Genomic DNA, 17,742 nt, shown 5'->3' on the forward strand with positions numbered 1-17,742 from the left:
AAAAAATATAATTATTTTATCAGTCGAGAGATGCAATTTAACAGTTATTTTTTCACCCAGGAGAATAATTTTTTCGCCATTAAGGATATCGGAACTGAGAATTTAATTAAAACCAGAAAAATTTTAGCGGTTGAATTTAATGAGCCGGAGGATAAAATATTGGCACAAGTGAAATATTCTTTATTTATAGCGCTTTTCAAAGCCTTACCATCCAGTAAGGGGGCCTTACTACTATTACATATTACATTAAACGTAACAAAGACAAAATGGAATAGATAAGAATTGATATAAGCCTTTTTTATCTCCCCAGCTTCTTGGTCTCGCAAATCATTATATAGCTTCGCAAGAATAATTTTCTTATCATCAATACGACGTCTGTCGAAACTTCGCATAATTGAGCCATTTCTGATGCGATATACATAAAATTCATCATCTATGAAATCGACTTTTCTCCCTTTAAATAATTTATAAAAAATAGCATAATCTTCATATAATAATCCCTTAGGGTATTTTATATTCATAAATATACTACTTTTATAAAACTTACCCCAGGGATTAGGCTCAAGCTCTATTGCCTCAATGCAGAGAGTATCTATGCTTCGATTTTTCAGGCTGCTTGCATTATATCTTGTATTACTGGCAACATCCGCATCATCGAGTTTTTTATAGTTGAACACTATAATATCATTGTCCCCGATAGATCTCATGCATGTCGACAGGCAATCTTCTGTGATCATATCATCACCATCAACAAATATGATATACTCCCCGGAAGATAGTTCTAGCGCCCTGTTTCTTGCTTCTGAGACACCCTTGTTTTCAGTGTTAAATAGTTTAAACCTTTCATCACTACGAATGAATTCATTGATTATTTTTTCTGAGTTATCAGTTGAACCATCATTCATGATGATAACTTCGAAATTAGTGTGAGTTTGTTTCCTGATACTTTCAAGACAATCTGAAATATATTTTTCAAGATTATATACTGTAACTATAATCGATATCATGGTTATATACTTATATTTCTTCAGCTAAAATGAGACTAAGTACGCTTTCTGATGATAAATTTTTTGCGAAATTAAATTTGTAATTCATCTTGAAAACACCAGGATTAATGGCATGAATTTTATCTGAGAGTAAGGGAGTCATATCACTCTCAACATTGTCCTGCAAAAAGTACATATTGTTTGTGAAGTTTTTATTATTTTCAATATCACGGCGTAATTCTGAATTTGAACTAACGATACCATCCAAAATATAATCGACCAAAAAATAATCAACAAGCTTGTTTTCTGTTATCCAATAACGATATAGCCTATTCATCATTTCTTTGGCAGGAGCATAACCTTCCGGCACACCAATAAAAAATATACTCCACCGTCCCTTAGAAATATATTTAGCATCTTCCTCGGCAGGTGTTTTCAGGGTAAGGAAGCCATTCGGATTTTCTAAGGATAATGTTTTCGTCAGATATATGGTGGAATCCATCCATAATCCGCCATAAACGGCGAGCAATGCCCATCTCAGGATATCGCTAAAATGTGTTCTTGTAATCTCACCTGACGCATACTTTGTTAAAATATGCTCTGGCAATGTTATGTATTCGCTGATATTACTTTCACTGATTACAGTAACGGTATAGTCCTCAGGGACATGTCGTTTAATTGAGGCAATACATGCCTTAACCAGTGGCGGTGCATGTTCTTCTCCCTGTAACCATAATACCCAAACATGCTTGATATTCTGACTAAGGATCTTCTTTTCTGTTACAAACTCGAATTTTTTATTTTTGAGAATCGCCGATACTTTAGACTGTATAATTCTATGTAACAGACTGTTTATTTTTTCCCTTAAGTGTACATTACGAATAAAAAGAAAGGATATTTTCCTCAGGCCTTTCGCAAATTTAATCATCATTACTTTATTTCCCCAATTCATGTCCAATCCAGTCACCATCGGAATTTATATATTTCAACTTACTCTCGAAATCTTCTTCACTTCTGTTCAGATAAAATACAGGGGGCGTTACTAATGACTTCCACATTTCACCTAACATAATCGGTCTTCGCTGCAGATAAATTGTTGAAAGTGATAAATTTAGCAATGAGAAAACAAAAACAAACAACATGTATTTTTCAAGTGATTTCCTTTTGGAAAGGAGAAAAGATATCAGGTAGAAATAAACACCCAACTCTATGAAGTACCGATTAAATGCGATATAAAAGGACGAAAAAAGAAAACAACCACTTATATAAAGAGATACAAAGCTGTTGTATTTTCGTGTACTTTCATTTTCATGGGTAAATGAAAAAATAAGAAGTACTGCAGCTAACATATAATTATAATAGCTAACCATATTTTCATGCAGGTTTGTACTCGCATCAGCAAACGAGTCATTATCCACGTATCCATTTATAGCATACTGGCTTATACCGCCAAGACTGAAGTTACCCAGGATATATGGAACTATCAACTTACCTGACATTATTGATGCAACGACTAACAGAGGTACGTGTTTTTTTTGTATTTTAATAAAAAAAGATGCCACTAATATCATAAAGGAAAATATCATCGCAAAATGAACTAGACATGCAATAATCAATAATATCATTGATCTTAACATGTTATTTTTACTTGCAAAAAAATAAGATGACACCCCCAGTATAACAAATGAGACGCCCCACCCCATTCTTAAACCTAGTGCAATAACAATGATATTAACAAATGAAAGATAAAATATATAATAATATTTAAGTTTACTATCGGTAGCATCGTAGTTTTTATTAACAGCCATCTTTAGTGCAGTCAGATGATTAAAGACCGAACTAGTAACTACAATGACTGATACATAATAAAATGGTAGTCCTGCTTTTTTAATGAGAAGGGTCAATACATAATATATAACATCGACATGTCCCTGAATTGCTTCGCTTAAGGTTGTAGTATCTCCATAAATATTATAAGTCTCATAAAAGCGTCGGGAGAGATCTTCGTATGGAGGAATCATTGTTACTATTATCCCGGAAAACAATGATATCAATGCTATACTAAACCCCTGGTTCTTACGGGTGAAATTTAGAATTACACCTAAGAAGCCTAAGATAGGGCATAACATAAGTAATATAAATGATCTGAGAATCTTGATATTTATTGTCATAGCATGGCTCGGTTCAATATGCTCCGTCTTTTCCCAAAACTACTGATATTGTTTTGAATAGAATCACAATATCATTCCACATTGACCAGTTTTTTACATACCAGGCATCAAAATAGACCCGGGTTTCATAATCGACATCACTGCGGCCGCTCACCTGCCAGAGCCCGGTCATACCTGGCTTACTCATCAGGTAGTAATCGACCTGGTCATGATAGCGTTCCAGCTCTGCCTGAATAATCGGTCGCGGCCCGACCAGACTCATTTCACCTTTCAGTACATTAAACAACTGAGGTAACTCATCCATACTGGTACGGCGTAATACATCGCCGATACGCGTGATACGGGGGTCATTTTTCAGCTTAAAGGTCGCGTTCCACTCTGCTTTGGCCTCAGGATCGGTAGCCAATAGCTGTTCCAGCAATTCTTTCGAGTTAACGGCCATCGAACGGAACTTCAAACATTTAAACGGTTTACCGTGCTTCCCGATGCGTTCATGGCCGTAAATAGCCGGACCACCATCTTTTTTTACTTTACTGCGGATATAAAGCAGTAATGGTGATAACAGCACAATAATCGCCAGCGATGCAGTGATATCAAAAGCACGCTTCACAAAACGGGAGGACCATTTTGCCAGGTTCTGATGCACACGGAAGATCATTACTTCGTGGCTAAAGATAAAAGACATATCCGTACTGTCCAGCGGCATACCCCGCAGGGTCGGGATCACCGAGACATAGCGGTAGCCTTTAATCATAAGATCACGCAGCCAGGTATTTCGTAACTTACTTTGATGGTTTTCGACGGCAACAATAAACTGCATTCGTTTATCTACCACATCGCCCAGCCAGTCACTTTTATGGTGTAGCAGAGGTATCCCATGCAGTTCATTCTTTTCAGTCAGGCCCGGGTCGCTGTTAATAAACGCGGTCACCCGCAGCCCCAGATTAGTCTCACTCGATATAGCCTGCCAGGCATCAATAGCATTTTTGCCGCTACCGATAATCATAGTATCCCGCTGCCAGAGCCCGGCTCTGTTCAGCAGTTTTTTGGTCAGCATCCGTAATGCCGGCACCATAATCAGGATCAGTATCCAGGTCAATACCCACAGATAACGTGAAAAATACCATTTTGCAAAGGCAACAATCGCAATTTCAAAAATTGCAAAAATAATCAGGGTACGCAGGATCTCTTTCAGTTCAAACCAGAAGGTTTTACGATAAAAATAATGACGCAGACGAAAGGCAAACCAGCCAATACAGCATATCGCCAGTCCCCAGTGCAGATTAATCCAGCCTTCGGTAGGGCCTTCCGGAATTCGTTGCGGAAAATGGCTCAGGGTAAGTTGCAGTATTCCCTTGGCAACATATATCGCCAGAGTAAAGCCTATAAAATCTGACAGGATCAGCATGACACTGACCCAAAAATTACGTGTTACGCGCGTCATGGTTTCCTCACCAGTATCCCGTAACCGGGGGTGATAAAAGGGGCGGGGTAAAGAACTTAGCTAAAAGATAAGAATAGGTTCTCTTATATAAGAAACAGCCCGCAGAGCGGGCCGTTTTTACTACTTTTTATCGTCGTAGGAATAGCCATAATGGCTATAGCCATAGCCGTAATAGCTGCTGGCCTTTTTGATAACACCGTTCAGAATACAGCCCTTAATTTCTATCCCGCTTTGTTCAAAGCGTCTGACACTGACTTCCATCTCTTTTGCGGTGTTCTGCTCGAAACGGGCCACCAGCAGGGTGGTGCCGGCATAACGGCCGATAATTGCGGCATCCGTTACCGCCAGGATTGGCGGGGTATCCACCAGTACCAGATCGTAATTCTGACTCGCCCACTCAATCAGTTGCTGAAAACGTGAATGCATCAGCAGCTCTGCCGGGTTTGGCGGGTTAGCACCACGGGAGATAAAATCAAACCCTGCCGCCGCTACCGGTTTAATCCCCTGCTGTACCGTGGATTTACCGGAAAGAATATCCGACAGCCCATGCTCTGTACCGTGGTTGAAAATCTGATGGGCATAACCCTTACGCATATCCGCATCGATAAACAGTACCCTCTGACCGCTTTGGGCGATCACAGCTGCCAGGTTGGTGGTAACAAAGGTTTTACCGGCGTTCGGGCTGGCACCGGAAATCATCAGAACATTATTACCGGCCTCCATCATGGCAAAGTGCAGGCTGGTACGCAGGCTACGTATCGCTTCGATAGCCAGGTCGGCCGGGTTATCCACTGACAGGAAACTGGTATTTTCCTGTTTCTTACCTTTTACCTTCAGAGAACGTTTAGGATTTTGACGTGCCATCCACTCAGAGACCGGGACACTGGCGTAAACATTAATCCCCAGCTCTTCCAGCTGTTCCGGTGATTCAATCCCACGACGCAGAAATACCCGTAATAACACCAGCCCGACAGAAATTAATGCTCCCAGAACAATCCCGATAATTACAGTCAACATTTTCTGTGGTTTAACGGGTTTAGGCTGAGTCACTGCATCATCTACAATACGCACATTACCGATAGCACTGTTTTTGGCGATATTTAGCTCCTGCTGACGGTTCAGCAATTGCATATAAACTGCACGGCCAGATTCAACATCCCTGCTTAATTGCAACACTTGCTGTTGTGCTGCCGGCATTTTGGATACTTGCTGACTTAAGCGGGCCTTTTCTTTTTCCAATGTCGCTCTTTTTTCTAACAAGGCTTTGTAGGTTGGATGATCTTTAGTGTATAGCTGAGATATTTCTGCTTCACGGAAAGTCAGTTCATTCAGCTGATTATCAACATTAACAATCTGGTTTAATGCAGATTGCGTCTGCATATTTAAATCGACAGAATCGCTTCGCTTGCGGTAAGCACTCAGTTTATCTTCAGCATTATCCAGCTGAGCTCGTACCTGCGGTAATTGCTGATTCAGAAATTCCAGACTTTTACTGTCCTGTGCTGCCTGCAAATCAATATTCTGTGCCAGATAATTATCACTAATACTTTGCAATATTTTTTGGACTTGTTTCGGATCACTCCCTGCCAAGGTCAGGTTTAGCATCCCGGTATCTTTCCCCTGGTCAACCGCAGAAAAAGATTGTTTCAGGTTATTAATAGCCTCCAGCCAGCTAATATAGTTAACAGTAAATTCGGTACCCGGCACTGCCTGAAGGTCGCTAATCAGCAATGACAACCCCTCAGCTTCCAGTAACTGACCAATATGGCCCTGCAGATGATAACCACCACCGGTTAATCGATAATTACCGTTTTCTTCTGCCGTCAGTGTCAGAGTGGGTACTTTTCCAGCCTGTGGAGCGACATAAATTCTTCCAACAGAAACACTTCCTGGTTGATGACCGGTCAATCTTGCCCAGCCACGCCCTATTACAGGGAAATACTTCTGTTCTACCTGAGCCTGTAAATTCAGATCATCGACAGTTTTACCCAGGATCATTCGTGATCCTAGCAAAATGACTTCGGGGGCTGATTCCGGCTGGCTGTCAGGTAACATCTGGCTCAGACTATTAATCAGTGAATTACCCTGCTTTTGCTCGACCTGAATCAAGGCGTTAGCCTGGTAGACCGGTGTGGCAAATAATGCATAAAGAATGGCCAGCACAGTAAACAGTGCGGTAATACTGATAATCAGTTTACGGTGGTCAATCAGCTCACCTATCAGGCGACCCAGATCGATTTCATCGCTGTCCGGCGAAGCCGGCTTATTTGTTAAAGAAGGAGACATGCATTTACTTCCTAAAGTTATCCGCCCAGCTTGCGGGTCCATTCCGTGGCGGACTGGTCCAGTAGCTGATACACAAATTCAAACGCTTCCATACTCTGGCGATACGGATCCGGGATCTCTTTATTCCCCAGCCAGTGGCCGAACAACAGGGTTTTCCCCCGGGCTTCCGGGGCAATTTTTGTCACCTGCTCAATATGGTGTTTTTCCATCACCAGGATCAGATCATACTGACGTCCTAACTTACCGGTGAATTGCTGGCCTTTATGACCATCAAGGGAAAGACCATGGTTTTCCGAAACCGCGATGGCCGAGGCATCTGCCGCATGATCCACCAGCGCCCCGACTCCTGCCGAGTCTATTTTTTTTCCGGGTAAAGCACGGCGCAGTAAGCGCTCACCTATCGGTGAACGGCAGATATTCCCGGTACATACCACTAAAATTGAATTAAACATTAATTTGGCCAGGTTTTGATATATCGAACAGTTTCGGTCAGGTCATGTACTCCGGTAATGGTCGGTACCAGCTGGGAGATCACGCGGTTCCAGCGTACGATTGGTGCCGTGGTCACATACACAATATCGTATGGCTGCAGCTGGAACTCGGTAGACAGCACCATGGTTGAAGCATCTTTCGCATTTAATTGATAGATATTGGCAATACGCCCGCCTTTGTCTTTCGGGATCTGGCGAATAACGAAAATCCCGGAAGCGTCCGCATACTGCTGATTGATCCCCTGGGCATTACCCAATGCTTCCGCCAGGGTCATACCGCTGCGATCCATTTTCAGGGTGCTTTGCTGCCCGACTTCCCCCATCACAAACACTTTCTGATCATCATTGCGCGGGACAAATAAAATATCGCCAGGGTACAACAGGTGATTTTCCATCAAATCACCTTTCTGCATCAAAGCCTGCAGGGAGATAATCTGATCTTTACCATTATGGGTCAGTACCACATGGCGCCAGTCTGCATCGGCAGAAAGTCCGCCAGCATTATTAATGGCATCCATTATCGTCAACGGCACATTGGTAATAGGCTGCTGACCGGACTTATTGACTTCACCGGTCACATAGGCCTTCTGGGAGCGGAAGGCTGCGACAGCGACATCCACCTGCGGGCTCTCTATATAAGTCGCCAGACGGCGGGCAATTTCTATCCGCACTTCGTCAAGGGTCTTACCGGCAACCTGGACTTTGCCGATATAAGGATAAAAAATATTTCCGTCGGCACCGACCCAGTTACCGGTATCGCTGGCACTGCGGTAGGTCCCCGCCGGATTAGTCAGTTCCGGGTGGTCATAGACGGTGATCATGAGTACATCACCCGGTCCGATACGGTACTGGTAGCTGCTGAGCAGGCTATCCAGTTGCGGGTTAGGCTGCGCCATCACCGGGGCCGGACGTAACTGATCAATCAGGTCCGGAGTCATCGGGTAGACATTGACCAGTTTATCCCAGTCGTAGTCGCTGTCCGGCAGCTCCACCACATTTTTACGCAGGCTATTCAGTCCCTGCCCGGGGATCATGGTACAGCCGCTCAGCAGCCCCACCAGGGCTGCAGCGGCCGTCAGTTTAAGTGCATTTTTTTTCATCAAGTTATTTCATCAGTTAATAGTAGACACTGCTGACTGTGGCCGTTCCGTGGCATTTACATCTCTCTGCCGGGCATCCCTGCCGCTGTCTTCTGAGCTGTAATCGTTGATAGTCAGTATTCGTTACAGATTAAACGGGACTTCCAGTGCGGCACTGGCCCCCAGGTCATTATTATCATTATGGTTAGCATCGGTATACCAGGTCCCCAGGTTCAGACGGACCGATTTATACACATCTCCGCCCCAGCCCACCTGGACCCCTTTCAGGGTATCCGCATGCGGGAACGCACGGTTAATACTCTGGTTATCCGGGTTTACCTTGGCGTAGAACATCCGCAGGCTCCAGCGCTGGTTATCTTCGGTGACCAGCTCGGTTTTGGCGGCAAGCAACTGGCCGTCACCGCCCATGCTGTCACCCAGGGCATAGCCCTGCTGATAGTAACCATCGGTATAAATATGGTGTGTATAGCTATAGTTCGTACGTTTGCCCATATCGGTACGGGTATCATGCCCTTCCAGATACCAGTTCAGAGCGTTTTTCCCGAGGCTGTAATGGCCCTCAATCCCCGCCAGATACATATTGGCAGATGGTAATAACCCGGCTTCATCTTCACCGATCATCTGCCCGTAAATGCTGATCGGGATCCCGAGGGTCGGTTCCAGTTTCAGCCGCGCATCAAACCCGGCCAGCTGGTTGCCGGGTTCCTTCGGGTCATTACCGGCAGTATTATCTTCACCGGCAAAACCATCCCAGAAATTATGCAGGGATTCCGGGCGATTTTCTCCCCCCCACTGCATAATACGGCTGGCACCCAGTTCCAGTGACTGCCACGGGGAGATGCTTAAACGCATCCCGATAATTTTGACACCCGGTACCGCTGTATACTGTGCTTCCCGGGATGCAGAAAGCTGGTACTGCCACGGGCCAACCCAGTTCAGCCACCAGGTTTCCGGGGCTGTTTGCTGGTCACGCTGCAGCATAAAGCCGGTCAGCGGTCGTGCGGCATCGGAGCGGATCAGGCTGCCTTCATAGCCAGGGCCCCACCACTGCGGCGTCTGGCCAAAAGAGAGCCACTGCCCCCAGATTTTAACTGCACCGTAGCTGTTATTCAGGTTGGCACGGGAAGGCGATCCTATCTGTTCGCCACCCTCCAGGTTCCCCTGCAGGTTAACATCCCACCAGTCGCCACTGTTACTGGCCGTCACCGACAAACGGTTATCGGCCGGTGTTGACTGTGCGAAGGGTTTAGGCTGGCCGGAATCGCCGGTGGAGGTATAAGCATTGACACGAACATCTGATTTCAGCGTCCGCAGACGCTGCTGAACCCGCTCAATCGCCAGCTGTTCAGAAGCATAAGAAGGATGGGCTTTGTCCAGTGCTGCTTCAATGGCATCCTGGCTTAACGGCCAGGTACTCAGGCTGAGGTTAATGACCCCGCGGTCGGCCAGCCAGCTCAGATCCGAGCGCAAATCACTGTCCGGTAAAACCAGGCCGGCGGCGAAACTATTGGTGGCTGGCAACACAGCCAGGCCGATAGCCAGGGCGAGCAGGCATTTTTTAATGCTGCGCTGCTTTCTGACCGGCGGCAATTCCGCCCCGGTAAAGGTTTTCTGCATCTGAGCTTTCTCCTTTCCTTTGCTGTCCCGCCGCGAACACCGGCTTGATCTCCACCGACGGTTAAGAATAAGTGATAATGAAATAATATCCGTTTTTTGTATTGTTATACGAAATCCAACAATACGGCTGCGAAAAGTGTCACAGCCCCCGGAGGTCCGTGGGGAGACCTGCCAGCCTGACGGGCACACCTGCCCTTTCTTTACTGAATGCCTATGAAAATAGCAGAAATTGACAAATATCTGGTGTTATTTTACCGCAAAATGGTAAAAATCTTATAAATTCAGGCACGCTACCGCCCCTGGCTCACAGCTACCAGTACACTCCCTGCAAAAGACAACATATTTTCCCTGCACATACACTGCGTTTATCCCGCTCGCCGGCCGGTGATTGTGTACTCATTTATTGAGAAAACCCTGATAAATGCTTAACAATGACCAAACAACGCAGGAAATTCTGAACAATTATTAAGAATTAATAAAGGCAAAGATATAGATAAATTCCTGGTTTTTTACTGTTACTGACAATATTGATTAAAATACCACCACATCTGCTTTTTATGACTGATAAGTCTCTGATTTTTACCCTGCATGCAATCTTTATCGTGACAGATATATTTACTCTTTTTTGATAGTTCATCGATATGGACCCACATTCAGACCCATGGGGGCAGAAAGTCAGTGAGTTGGCATAAAGAAGCGAAAGGGAGCGGAGGTGACAGAAGCTGCCTGCCTGGCGTGGAAAAACGATCACAGGCTGCATTGAAGAACCGGCCAGACACCGTATCTGCACAGACAAAAGAATGACTCACAAGATACTGACAAACGACCGGGTACCGTCAGTGCTGAAATCTGAATGGCCAGCCGATCACGCCGCGGGAGGGCATTAATCAGAGGATGGAGTAAACAAGATCGCGTCAGCCCCGCGATTTACCGGATGAAACTAAAACGCCTGGCCGGAGCCAGGCGTGGTGAGGTGCAAATAATACGCTGCCCGCAGGCTTATTTGCTTTCCGGGCGCAGTGCCGGGAACAGGATAACGTCGCGGATAGTATGGCTGTCGGTAAACAGCATCACCATACGGTCAATACCAATGCCCAGACCGGCGGTCGGTGGCAGACCATGTTCCAGTGCGGTGACATAATCTTCGTCGTAGAACATCGCTTCATCATCACCGGCATCTTTCGCATTAACCTGCTGACGGAAACGTTCCGCCTGGTCTTCAGCATCATTCAGCTCGGAGAAGCCATTACCGATTTCACGGCCGCCAATAAAGAATTCGAAGCGGTCCGTAATTTCCGGATTTTCATCATTACGACGGGCCAGCGGAGAAACTTCTGCCGGGTACTCAGTAATAAATGTCGGCTGGATCAGCTGGCTTTCTGCGGTCTCTTCAAAGATTTCGGTAACCACACGGCCCAGGCCCCAGCTTTTCTCTGTTTTGATCCCCAGAGATTGCGCCAGCGCAACGGCTTTATCAAAGTCATCCAAATCACTCAGTTCGGTTTCCGGACGGTATTTTTTGATAGCTTCGCGCATGGTCAGACGGGCAAAAGGTTTACCGAAATCGAAAATCTGATCACCATAAGTGACCTGGCTATGGCCCAGCACGGACTCTGCCAGTGTACGGAACAGACTTTCGGTCAGCTCAATCAGGTCATTGTAATCCGCGTAAGCCATATAGAGTTCCATCATAGTGAACTCAGGGTTATGACGCGGAGAAATACCTTCATTACGGAAGTTACGGTTGATTTCAAATACACGGTCGAAACCACCCACCACCAGACGCTTCAGATACAGCTCCGGAGCAATACGCAGGTACATATCAATGTCCAGCGCATTATGATGAGTAACAAACGGACGTGCAGAAGCTCCGCCAGGGATCACCTGCATCATCGGCGTTTCTACTTCCATAAACTCACGCTCAACCATAAACTGGCGGATACCGGCCATGATTTTTGAACGGATACGGAACGTATTGCGGGACTCTTCGTTAGCAATCAGGTCCAGATAACGCTGACGATAGCGCGTTTCCTGGTCCGCCAGACCGTGGAACTTATCCGGTAACGGACGCAGTGCCTTGGTCAGCAGGCGCAGTTCGCTACAATGAATGGATAACTCACCGGTTTTGGTCTTAAACAGCTTGCCACGTGCACCGAGGATATCGCCGAGGTCCCATTTTTTAAATTGTTCGTTATAGTAACCTTCCGGCAAATCATCCCGTGACACATATAACTGAATACGGCCACCGGCATCCTGCAGGGTAACAAAGGAAGCTTTACCCATAATACGACGGGTCATCATACGGCCGGCAACACTCACCTCGATACCGGTCGCTTCCAGCTCTTCGTTTTCTTTCGCATCAAACTCAGCATGCAGCTTATCTGACTGAGTGTCGCGGCGGAAATCGTTAGGGAATGCCACGCCGTTCTGGCGCAGTGCGGCCAGTTTCTCACTACGGCTTTTCAGCTCGTTATTGAGTTCCCGGATGGCATCAGCCTGCTGTGGTTGTTGTTCAGACATGGGTTTTCCTTATAAACCTGCTTTCAGACTTGCTTCAATAAACCGGTCAAGGTCGCCATCCAGCACTGCCTGGGTATTGCGCGTTTCCACGCCGGTACGCAGATCTTTGATCCGCGAATCATCCAGTACATACGAACGGATCTGGCTGCCCCAGCCGATATCGGATTTGTTATCTTCCAGTGCCTGCTTCTCGGCATTTTTCTTCTGCATTTCCAGCTCATATAGCTTCGCTTTCATCTGCTTCATCGCCTGATCTTTGTTCTTATGCTGAGAACGGTCATTCTGGCACTGGGTAACGGTATTGGTCGGAATATGGGTAATACGCACCGCCGACTCGGTCCGGTTGACGTGCTGACCACCCGCACCCGAGGCGCGATAAACGTCGATACGCAGGTCGGCCGGATTAATGTCGATATCAATATTTTCGTCCACTTCCGGATAAACAAACGCAGAGCTGAAGGACGTATGGCGACGACCACCGGAATCGAACGGACTTTTACGTACCAGGCGGTGAACACCGGTTTCGGTACGTAACCAGCCAAAGGCGTATTCTCCCGAAATACGGATAGTGGCCGATTTAATTCCGGCAACATCCCCTTCGGATTCTTCGATAACTTCGGTTTTAAACCCTTTATCTTCCGCCCAGCGCAGGTACATACGCAGCAGCATATTGGCCCAGTCCTGTGCTTCGGTACCCCCGGAGCCTGCCTGCAGGTCGATATAACAGTCTGCGCTGTCGTATTCGCCGGAGAACATACGACGGAACTCAAGATCAGCCAGTTTCTTATCCAGCTCGTCCAGCTCGGCTATCGCTTCATTGAAGGTCTCTTCATCGTCCGCTTCAATAGCCAGTTCCAGCAGGCCATTGACATCTTCCAGCCCCTGAGTCATCTGGTTCAGTGTGCTGACAACGGCTTCCAGAGATGAGCGTTCTTTACCCAGAGCCTGGGCGCGTTCCGGATCATTCCAGACATCAGACTGTTCCAGCTCGGCGTTTACTTCTTCGAGACGTTCGTTTTTAGCATCATAGTCAAAGATACCCCCGAAGCAGCAGACTGCGTTCATTGAGGTCCTGGATGCGATTTTTAACCGGATTAATTTCAAACATGGCTTCAGATATCTTTTAGTTGGTCGGTTAATGGCTTAATTCAGGCCACATAGTCTACCGGAAAGGTGATGTTTCGGGTATCCCTTATGCCATCGCATAATGGCTTTTGTTTCAGGGGAAGTCCCGCCTATTGTCTGCCGCTCAGGCCACGGGCCAAAGATGCTCAATCAATAACTGTACATTTCGCTGACCACGGAATTCGTTAATATCGAGCTTATAGGCAATTTCGGCCTGCTGAACACTGTTATCCGGCCACAGGCGCGTATCTATATTGAACGCGATCCCGTCCAGTAAGGGGCCGCCGCCCACCGGCTCCAGCATCAGTTTCAGATGCCGTTCGCCCACCAGTCGCTGCTGCAGCAGCCTGAATTTACCGTCAAATACCGGCTCAGGGAACGCCTGGCCCCAGGGCCCGGCTTCACGTAATAGCTCTGCCGTCTGCAGCGTCAGCTCACTGCCGGCAAGCTCGCCATCAGACCAGATCACGCCCTGCAGTTGCGCGGCATCCAGCCACTCACCGGCAATCAGCGCGAACTGCTGACGAAAAGTTTCAAACTGATCTTCATGCAGCGATAATCCGGCGGCCATCGCGTGTCCACCGAACTTCAGGATCACCCCCGGGTTCAGGGTATCCAGCCGCTCCAGCACATCACGCAAATGAAGCCCGGGAACCGAACGTCCGGAACCTTTCAGCGTGCCGTCGCCGGCGGGAGCAAACGCAAACACCGGCCGATGGAAACGTTCTTTCAGCCGTGAAGCCACAATACCAACCACACCCTGATGCCACTGCGGATGGTAAAATGCCAGTCCGTGAGGCAATTGCTGATGCTGCTGTACCAGGGAATCGCACAGGCTCAGAGCTTCAGCCTGCATGCCCTGTTCAATCTCTTTACGGGTCTGGTTCAACGCATCCAGTTCGCTGGCCAGCATCCGCGCCTGCTGTATATCGTCGGTTAACAGCAATGAAACGCCGACCGACATATCATCCAAACGCCCTGCCGCATTCAGCCGTGGACCAAGGGCAAAACCGAGATCACTGGCGACCAGCCGGGATGAAGGACGGTTTGCGACCTCCAGCAAGGCACGGATCCCCGGGCGACATTTACCGGCCCGGATCCGCTGCAAGCCCTGCCATACCAGGATGCGGTTATTAGCATCCAGCGGAACAACATCCGCCACTGTCCCTAAGGCAACCAGGTCCAGTAATTCGGCCAGATTAGGCTGGGGACGGTCAGCAAAACCATTGTGCTCACGCAAACGGGCTCGTAAAGCGAGCATCAGGTAAAATGCGACCCCGACACCGGCCAGCGAGCGGGAAGGAAAGCGACAACCGGTCAGATTCGGGTTAACAATCGCTGCGGCCTCCGGCAGCGTATCGCCAGGCAAATGGTGGTCGGTGATCACCACCGGAATATCATACTGGTTTGCCAGCGCCACACCGGCGTGGGAAGAGATCCCGTTATCCACAGTGAGTATAAGTTCGGCCCCAAGGGATCTGGCTTGTTCGACGACTTCCGGGCTTAGCCCGTAGCCATCCTCAAACCGGTTAGGCACCAGAAAGGTGATATTTTCTGTGCCCATCGCCCGCAGTGCCAGCAGGGAAAGTGCTGTACTGGTCGCACCATCGGCATCAAAATCGCCTACCACGACAATGCGTTTGCCGCTCAGGATCGCCTGGTGCAGCAGTTCAGCGGCCGACTCAATACCGTTCAGCGCCTGCCAGGGTAACAGGGCTGACGCCCCGCGCTCCAGTTCGCTGGACGCAGTGACCCCGCGCAGATGATACAGACGACGCAATAATGCCGGCATCTCCGCCGGCAATTGCACATCCCCTTCCGGCTGCCGACGGCGCAGCTGTGAAACCTGTTGTTCTGTCAAAAGTTACTGCCCTGCTTTCAGACTATCGAGATATTTTTTCAGGTCTTCCGGCCCCTGGTAACCCGGGATCATCACCCCGGTATCCGTCAGTATGGCCGGCGTGCCCTGGATACCATACATCAGGCCCAGCTGGTACTGACGGGCCAGGTTGATATTGCAGGTTGCTGCGGGCGGCACGTTACCGTTCATGGCATCATCAAACGCTTTTTTACGATCTGCAGCACACCAGACGGAAGTCATCGCTTTTGCAACATCTCCGCCCATTCCTTCCCTTGGGAAGGCCAGGTAACGTACGGTAATACCTAATGCATTATAGTCAGCCATCTGCTGATGCAGCTTGTGGCAATAGCCACAGGTGATGTCGGTAAATACGGTGACCACATGCTGCTGTTTCGCTGCTTTATAAATGATCATATCCGGTACCATCTGTTCCACTTTCTTATCCAACTGGCGGAAAGTGACATTCACCGGATGCGGGCCACTGACATCATAGAGTGGTCCCTGAATCATCTGTTTGCCGTCTTCGGTGATGTAAAACACACCGCTGTCGGTCAGCACTGTTTTCATGCCTGGCAGGGGTGAAGGCTGGATATCGGTGACTTTCACCCCCAGTTTCTGCAGGGTGCTCTGAATGGCGGAATCATCTGCCTGTGCCAGTCCGGTAAATGCGGAGCACAGCAGTGCGACTGCTAAGAGAGTTTTTTTCATGAAACGGATGTCCTTTTCATCCCGAAGCTCAGGCCCGGGGATGGTGCTGTTGATGTAACTGACGCAGCCGTTCATTGGCTACATGGGTATAAATCTGAGTCGTCGAGAGATCACTGTGACCAAGCAGCATCTGTACTACCCGTAAATCTGCCCCGTGATTTAGCAGATGCGTAGCAAAGGCATGGCGCAGCACATGCGGTGACAGACTTTCGCTGTCGATACCGGCAATCACGGCATAATGTTTAATCCGGTGCCAGAATGTCTGCCGGGTCATTTGCCGGGCGCGGGAACTGGGAAACAGGATATCCAGCGTCTGCCCCTGAATGAGCCATGGGCGACCGTATTCCAGATATTGTTCCAGCCAGTAGATGGCTTCTTCACCCAACGGAACCAGGCGCTCTTTATCGCCTTTACCTAACACACGCACAACCCCCTGACGCAGGCTGACATCGCTCAGCGATAAACCTACCAGTTCTGAAACCCTCAGGCCGGTGGCATAAAGCAGTTCCAGCATCGCTTTATCACGCAATTCCAGCGGGATTTCGGTCGAGGGTGCCTGCAGCAGACGTTCTATTCGCGACTCACTTAAATCTTTCGGTAAACGTTGTGGCAATTTAGGAGAGGATAGTACGGCCGTCGGATCATCGCTACGCTGTTTCTCGCGGTACAGGTACTGAAACAGTCGTCGCATCGCACTGAGTTGCCTGGCCGAACTGCTTGCTTTGGCCCCTTGCTCCAGGCGTTCAGCAAGGAAGTTCTGCAAATCCGCCGCGGTGATGGTTAGCAGAGAAAGCCCCTGAGGTTTCATCCAGTCGGTCAGTTGCTGCAGATCCTGACGGTAGGAAGACAGAGTGTTTTCTGCCAGATTACGTTCAATCCAGACAGTATCGAGAAACACCTCTGCTATGCGCAGATTGTCATCGTGTTGCTGATTATCCTGCACTGTTCCTCCGCTCTTTTGGGTGCTTTGCCACAGGTTTTGACGCGCTATTATGCCTGAAATTCCCGGGTAATGGCTAAAACAATATGGGGAGGGGGGAGAGTTTTACAAAGTGGGGGCCAGGGGAAAGCGGGTGGGTAGCCCGGAGAAAAACGGGGGATTTTTGTCTCAGGCCGGTGAGTATCCCATTCGTGGCTTTTTTGTGTAAGTACGGTGAGTATTCCGTTCGCTTTGTGGTAAGGCTTGCTGCCTGTAATCCGCCGCGGGCGACCGGGCAAAGGGCGCATGGCCGCGCCCTCTGCACTCCCGGCCCTGCGACAAGCCTGCCCGCCGCTTCGCGGTACCTTCACTCATTCATGTGTCCTTTACGGACCGGTCATGATTCGCTCCTGCTCAGCATGACCTCTCGCCGCGTCCATGCGGCTCGTCCTGGCCACATTCATTCGCTCAGCGGTGCGATGTCGCGGTAATTCACCGGGTGGGTGGCCCGGAG

13 protein-coding genes are annotated in these 17,742 nt (G+C 48.2%); all 13 read right to left on the reverse strand.

Going from position 1 to position 17,742, the window contains the following annotated elements; genetic code table 11:
• Positions 1-44: 44 nt before the first annotated feature.
• Entirely contained in the window at positions 45-1,007 is a 963-nt protein-coding gene (locus tag CG67_RS09370; protein WP_074011185.1) for a glycosyltransferase family 2 protein, read from the reverse strand.
• A 10-nt stretch (positions 1,008-1,017) separates the two neighbouring features.
• The gene (locus CG67_RS09375) at positions 1,018-1,938 is read right to left on the reverse strand and encodes a capsular polysaccharide synthesis protein (RefSeq protein ID WP_025902690.1); all 921 of its coding nucleotides are present in this window, start codon (positions 1,936-1,938) and stop codon (positions 1,018-1,020) included.
• Complete coding sequence (locus CG67_RS09380) at positions 1,922-3,157, reverse strand: EpsG family protein (RefSeq protein ID WP_025902691.1); 1,236 nt, start codon at positions 3,155-3,157, stop codon at positions 1,922-1,924. The genes CG67_RS09375 and CG67_RS09380 overlap by 17 nt, the downstream gene beginning before the upstream one ends.
• 13 nt (positions 3,158-3,170) lie before the next feature.
• Positions 3,171-4,601, reverse strand: coding sequence for an undecaprenyl-phosphate galactose phosphotransferase WbaP (wbaP, locus tag CG67_RS09385; RefSeq protein ID WP_025902692.1), 1,431 nt, complete (start codon positions 4,599-4,601; stop codon positions 3,171-3,173).
• A 120-nt stretch (positions 4,602-4,721) separates the two neighbouring features.
• Positions 4,722-6,887, reverse strand: coding sequence for a polysaccharide biosynthesis tyrosine autokinase (locus CG67_RS09390; protein WP_025902693.1), 2,166 nt, complete (start codon positions 6,885-6,887; stop codon positions 4,722-4,724).
• A 17-nt stretch (positions 6,888-6,904) separates the two neighbouring features.
• Positions 6,905-7,339: a protein-tyrosine-phosphatase gene (locus tag CG67_RS09395; protein WP_025902694.1), complete on the reverse strand. Its 435-nt coding sequence runs from the start codon at positions 7,337-7,339 to the stop codon at positions 6,905-6,907.
• Positions 7,339-8,478 (reverse strand): polysaccharide export protein, encoded by a 1,140-nt coding sequence (locus CG67_RS09400; protein WP_025902695.1) that lies wholly within the window; start codon positions 8,476-8,478, stop codon positions 7,339-7,341. Before CG67_RS09400 ends, CG67_RS09395 begins: the two co-directional genes overlap by 1 nt.
• Positions 8,479-8,601: 123 nt before the next feature.
• Entirely contained in the window at positions 8,602-10,095 is a 1,494-nt protein-coding gene (locus tag CG67_RS09405) for a capsule assembly Wzi family protein (protein WP_051546377.1), read from the reverse strand.
• Between the two features lie 999 nt (positions 10,096-11,094).
• Complete coding sequence (lysS, locus tag CG67_RS09410; protein ID WP_025902697.1) at positions 11,095-12,615, reverse strand: lysine--tRNA ligase; 1,521 nt, start codon at positions 12,613-12,615, stop codon at positions 11,095-11,097.
• Positions 12,616-12,624: 9 nt separating this feature from the next.
• A protein-coding gene (gene prfB / locus CG67_RS09415) for a peptide chain release factor 2 (protein ID WP_111678386.1) occupies positions 12,625-13,723 on the reverse strand; the annotation gives its coding sequence in 2 pieces (ribosomal slippage) (positions 12,625-13,647 and positions 13,649-13,723; 1,098 coding nt in all).
• A gap of 141 nt (positions 13,724-13,864) precedes the next feature.
• Positions 13,865-15,601 carry a single-stranded-DNA-specific exonuclease RecJ gene (recJ, locus tag CG67_RS09420; RefSeq protein ID WP_025902698.1) on the reverse strand — a complete coding sequence of 579 codons (1,737 nt, stop codon included), beginning with the start codon at positions 15,599-15,601 and terminating at the stop codon, positions 13,865-13,867.
• Positions 15,602-15,604: 3 nt separating this feature from the next.
• Positions 15,605-16,309: a bifunctional protein-disulfide isomerase/oxidoreductase DsbC gene (gene dsbC, locus CG67_RS09425; RefSeq protein WP_025902699.1), complete on the reverse strand. Its 705-nt coding sequence runs from the start codon at positions 16,307-16,309 to the stop codon at positions 15,605-15,607.
• A 28-nt stretch (positions 16,310-16,337) separates the two neighbouring features.
• Positions 16,338-17,252, reverse strand: a complete 915-nt coding sequence (gene xerD / locus CG67_RS09430) for a site-specific tyrosine recombinase XerD (protein WP_025902700.1) — start codon at positions 17,250-17,252, stop codon at positions 16,338-16,340.
• Positions 17,253-17,742 lie beyond the last annotated feature (490 nt).

The organism is Tatumella sp. UCD-D_suzukii, from assembly GCF_000611875.2.
GTDB lineage: Bacteria > Pseudomonadota > Gammaproteobacteria > Enterobacterales > Enterobacteriaceae > Tatumella > Tatumella ptyseos.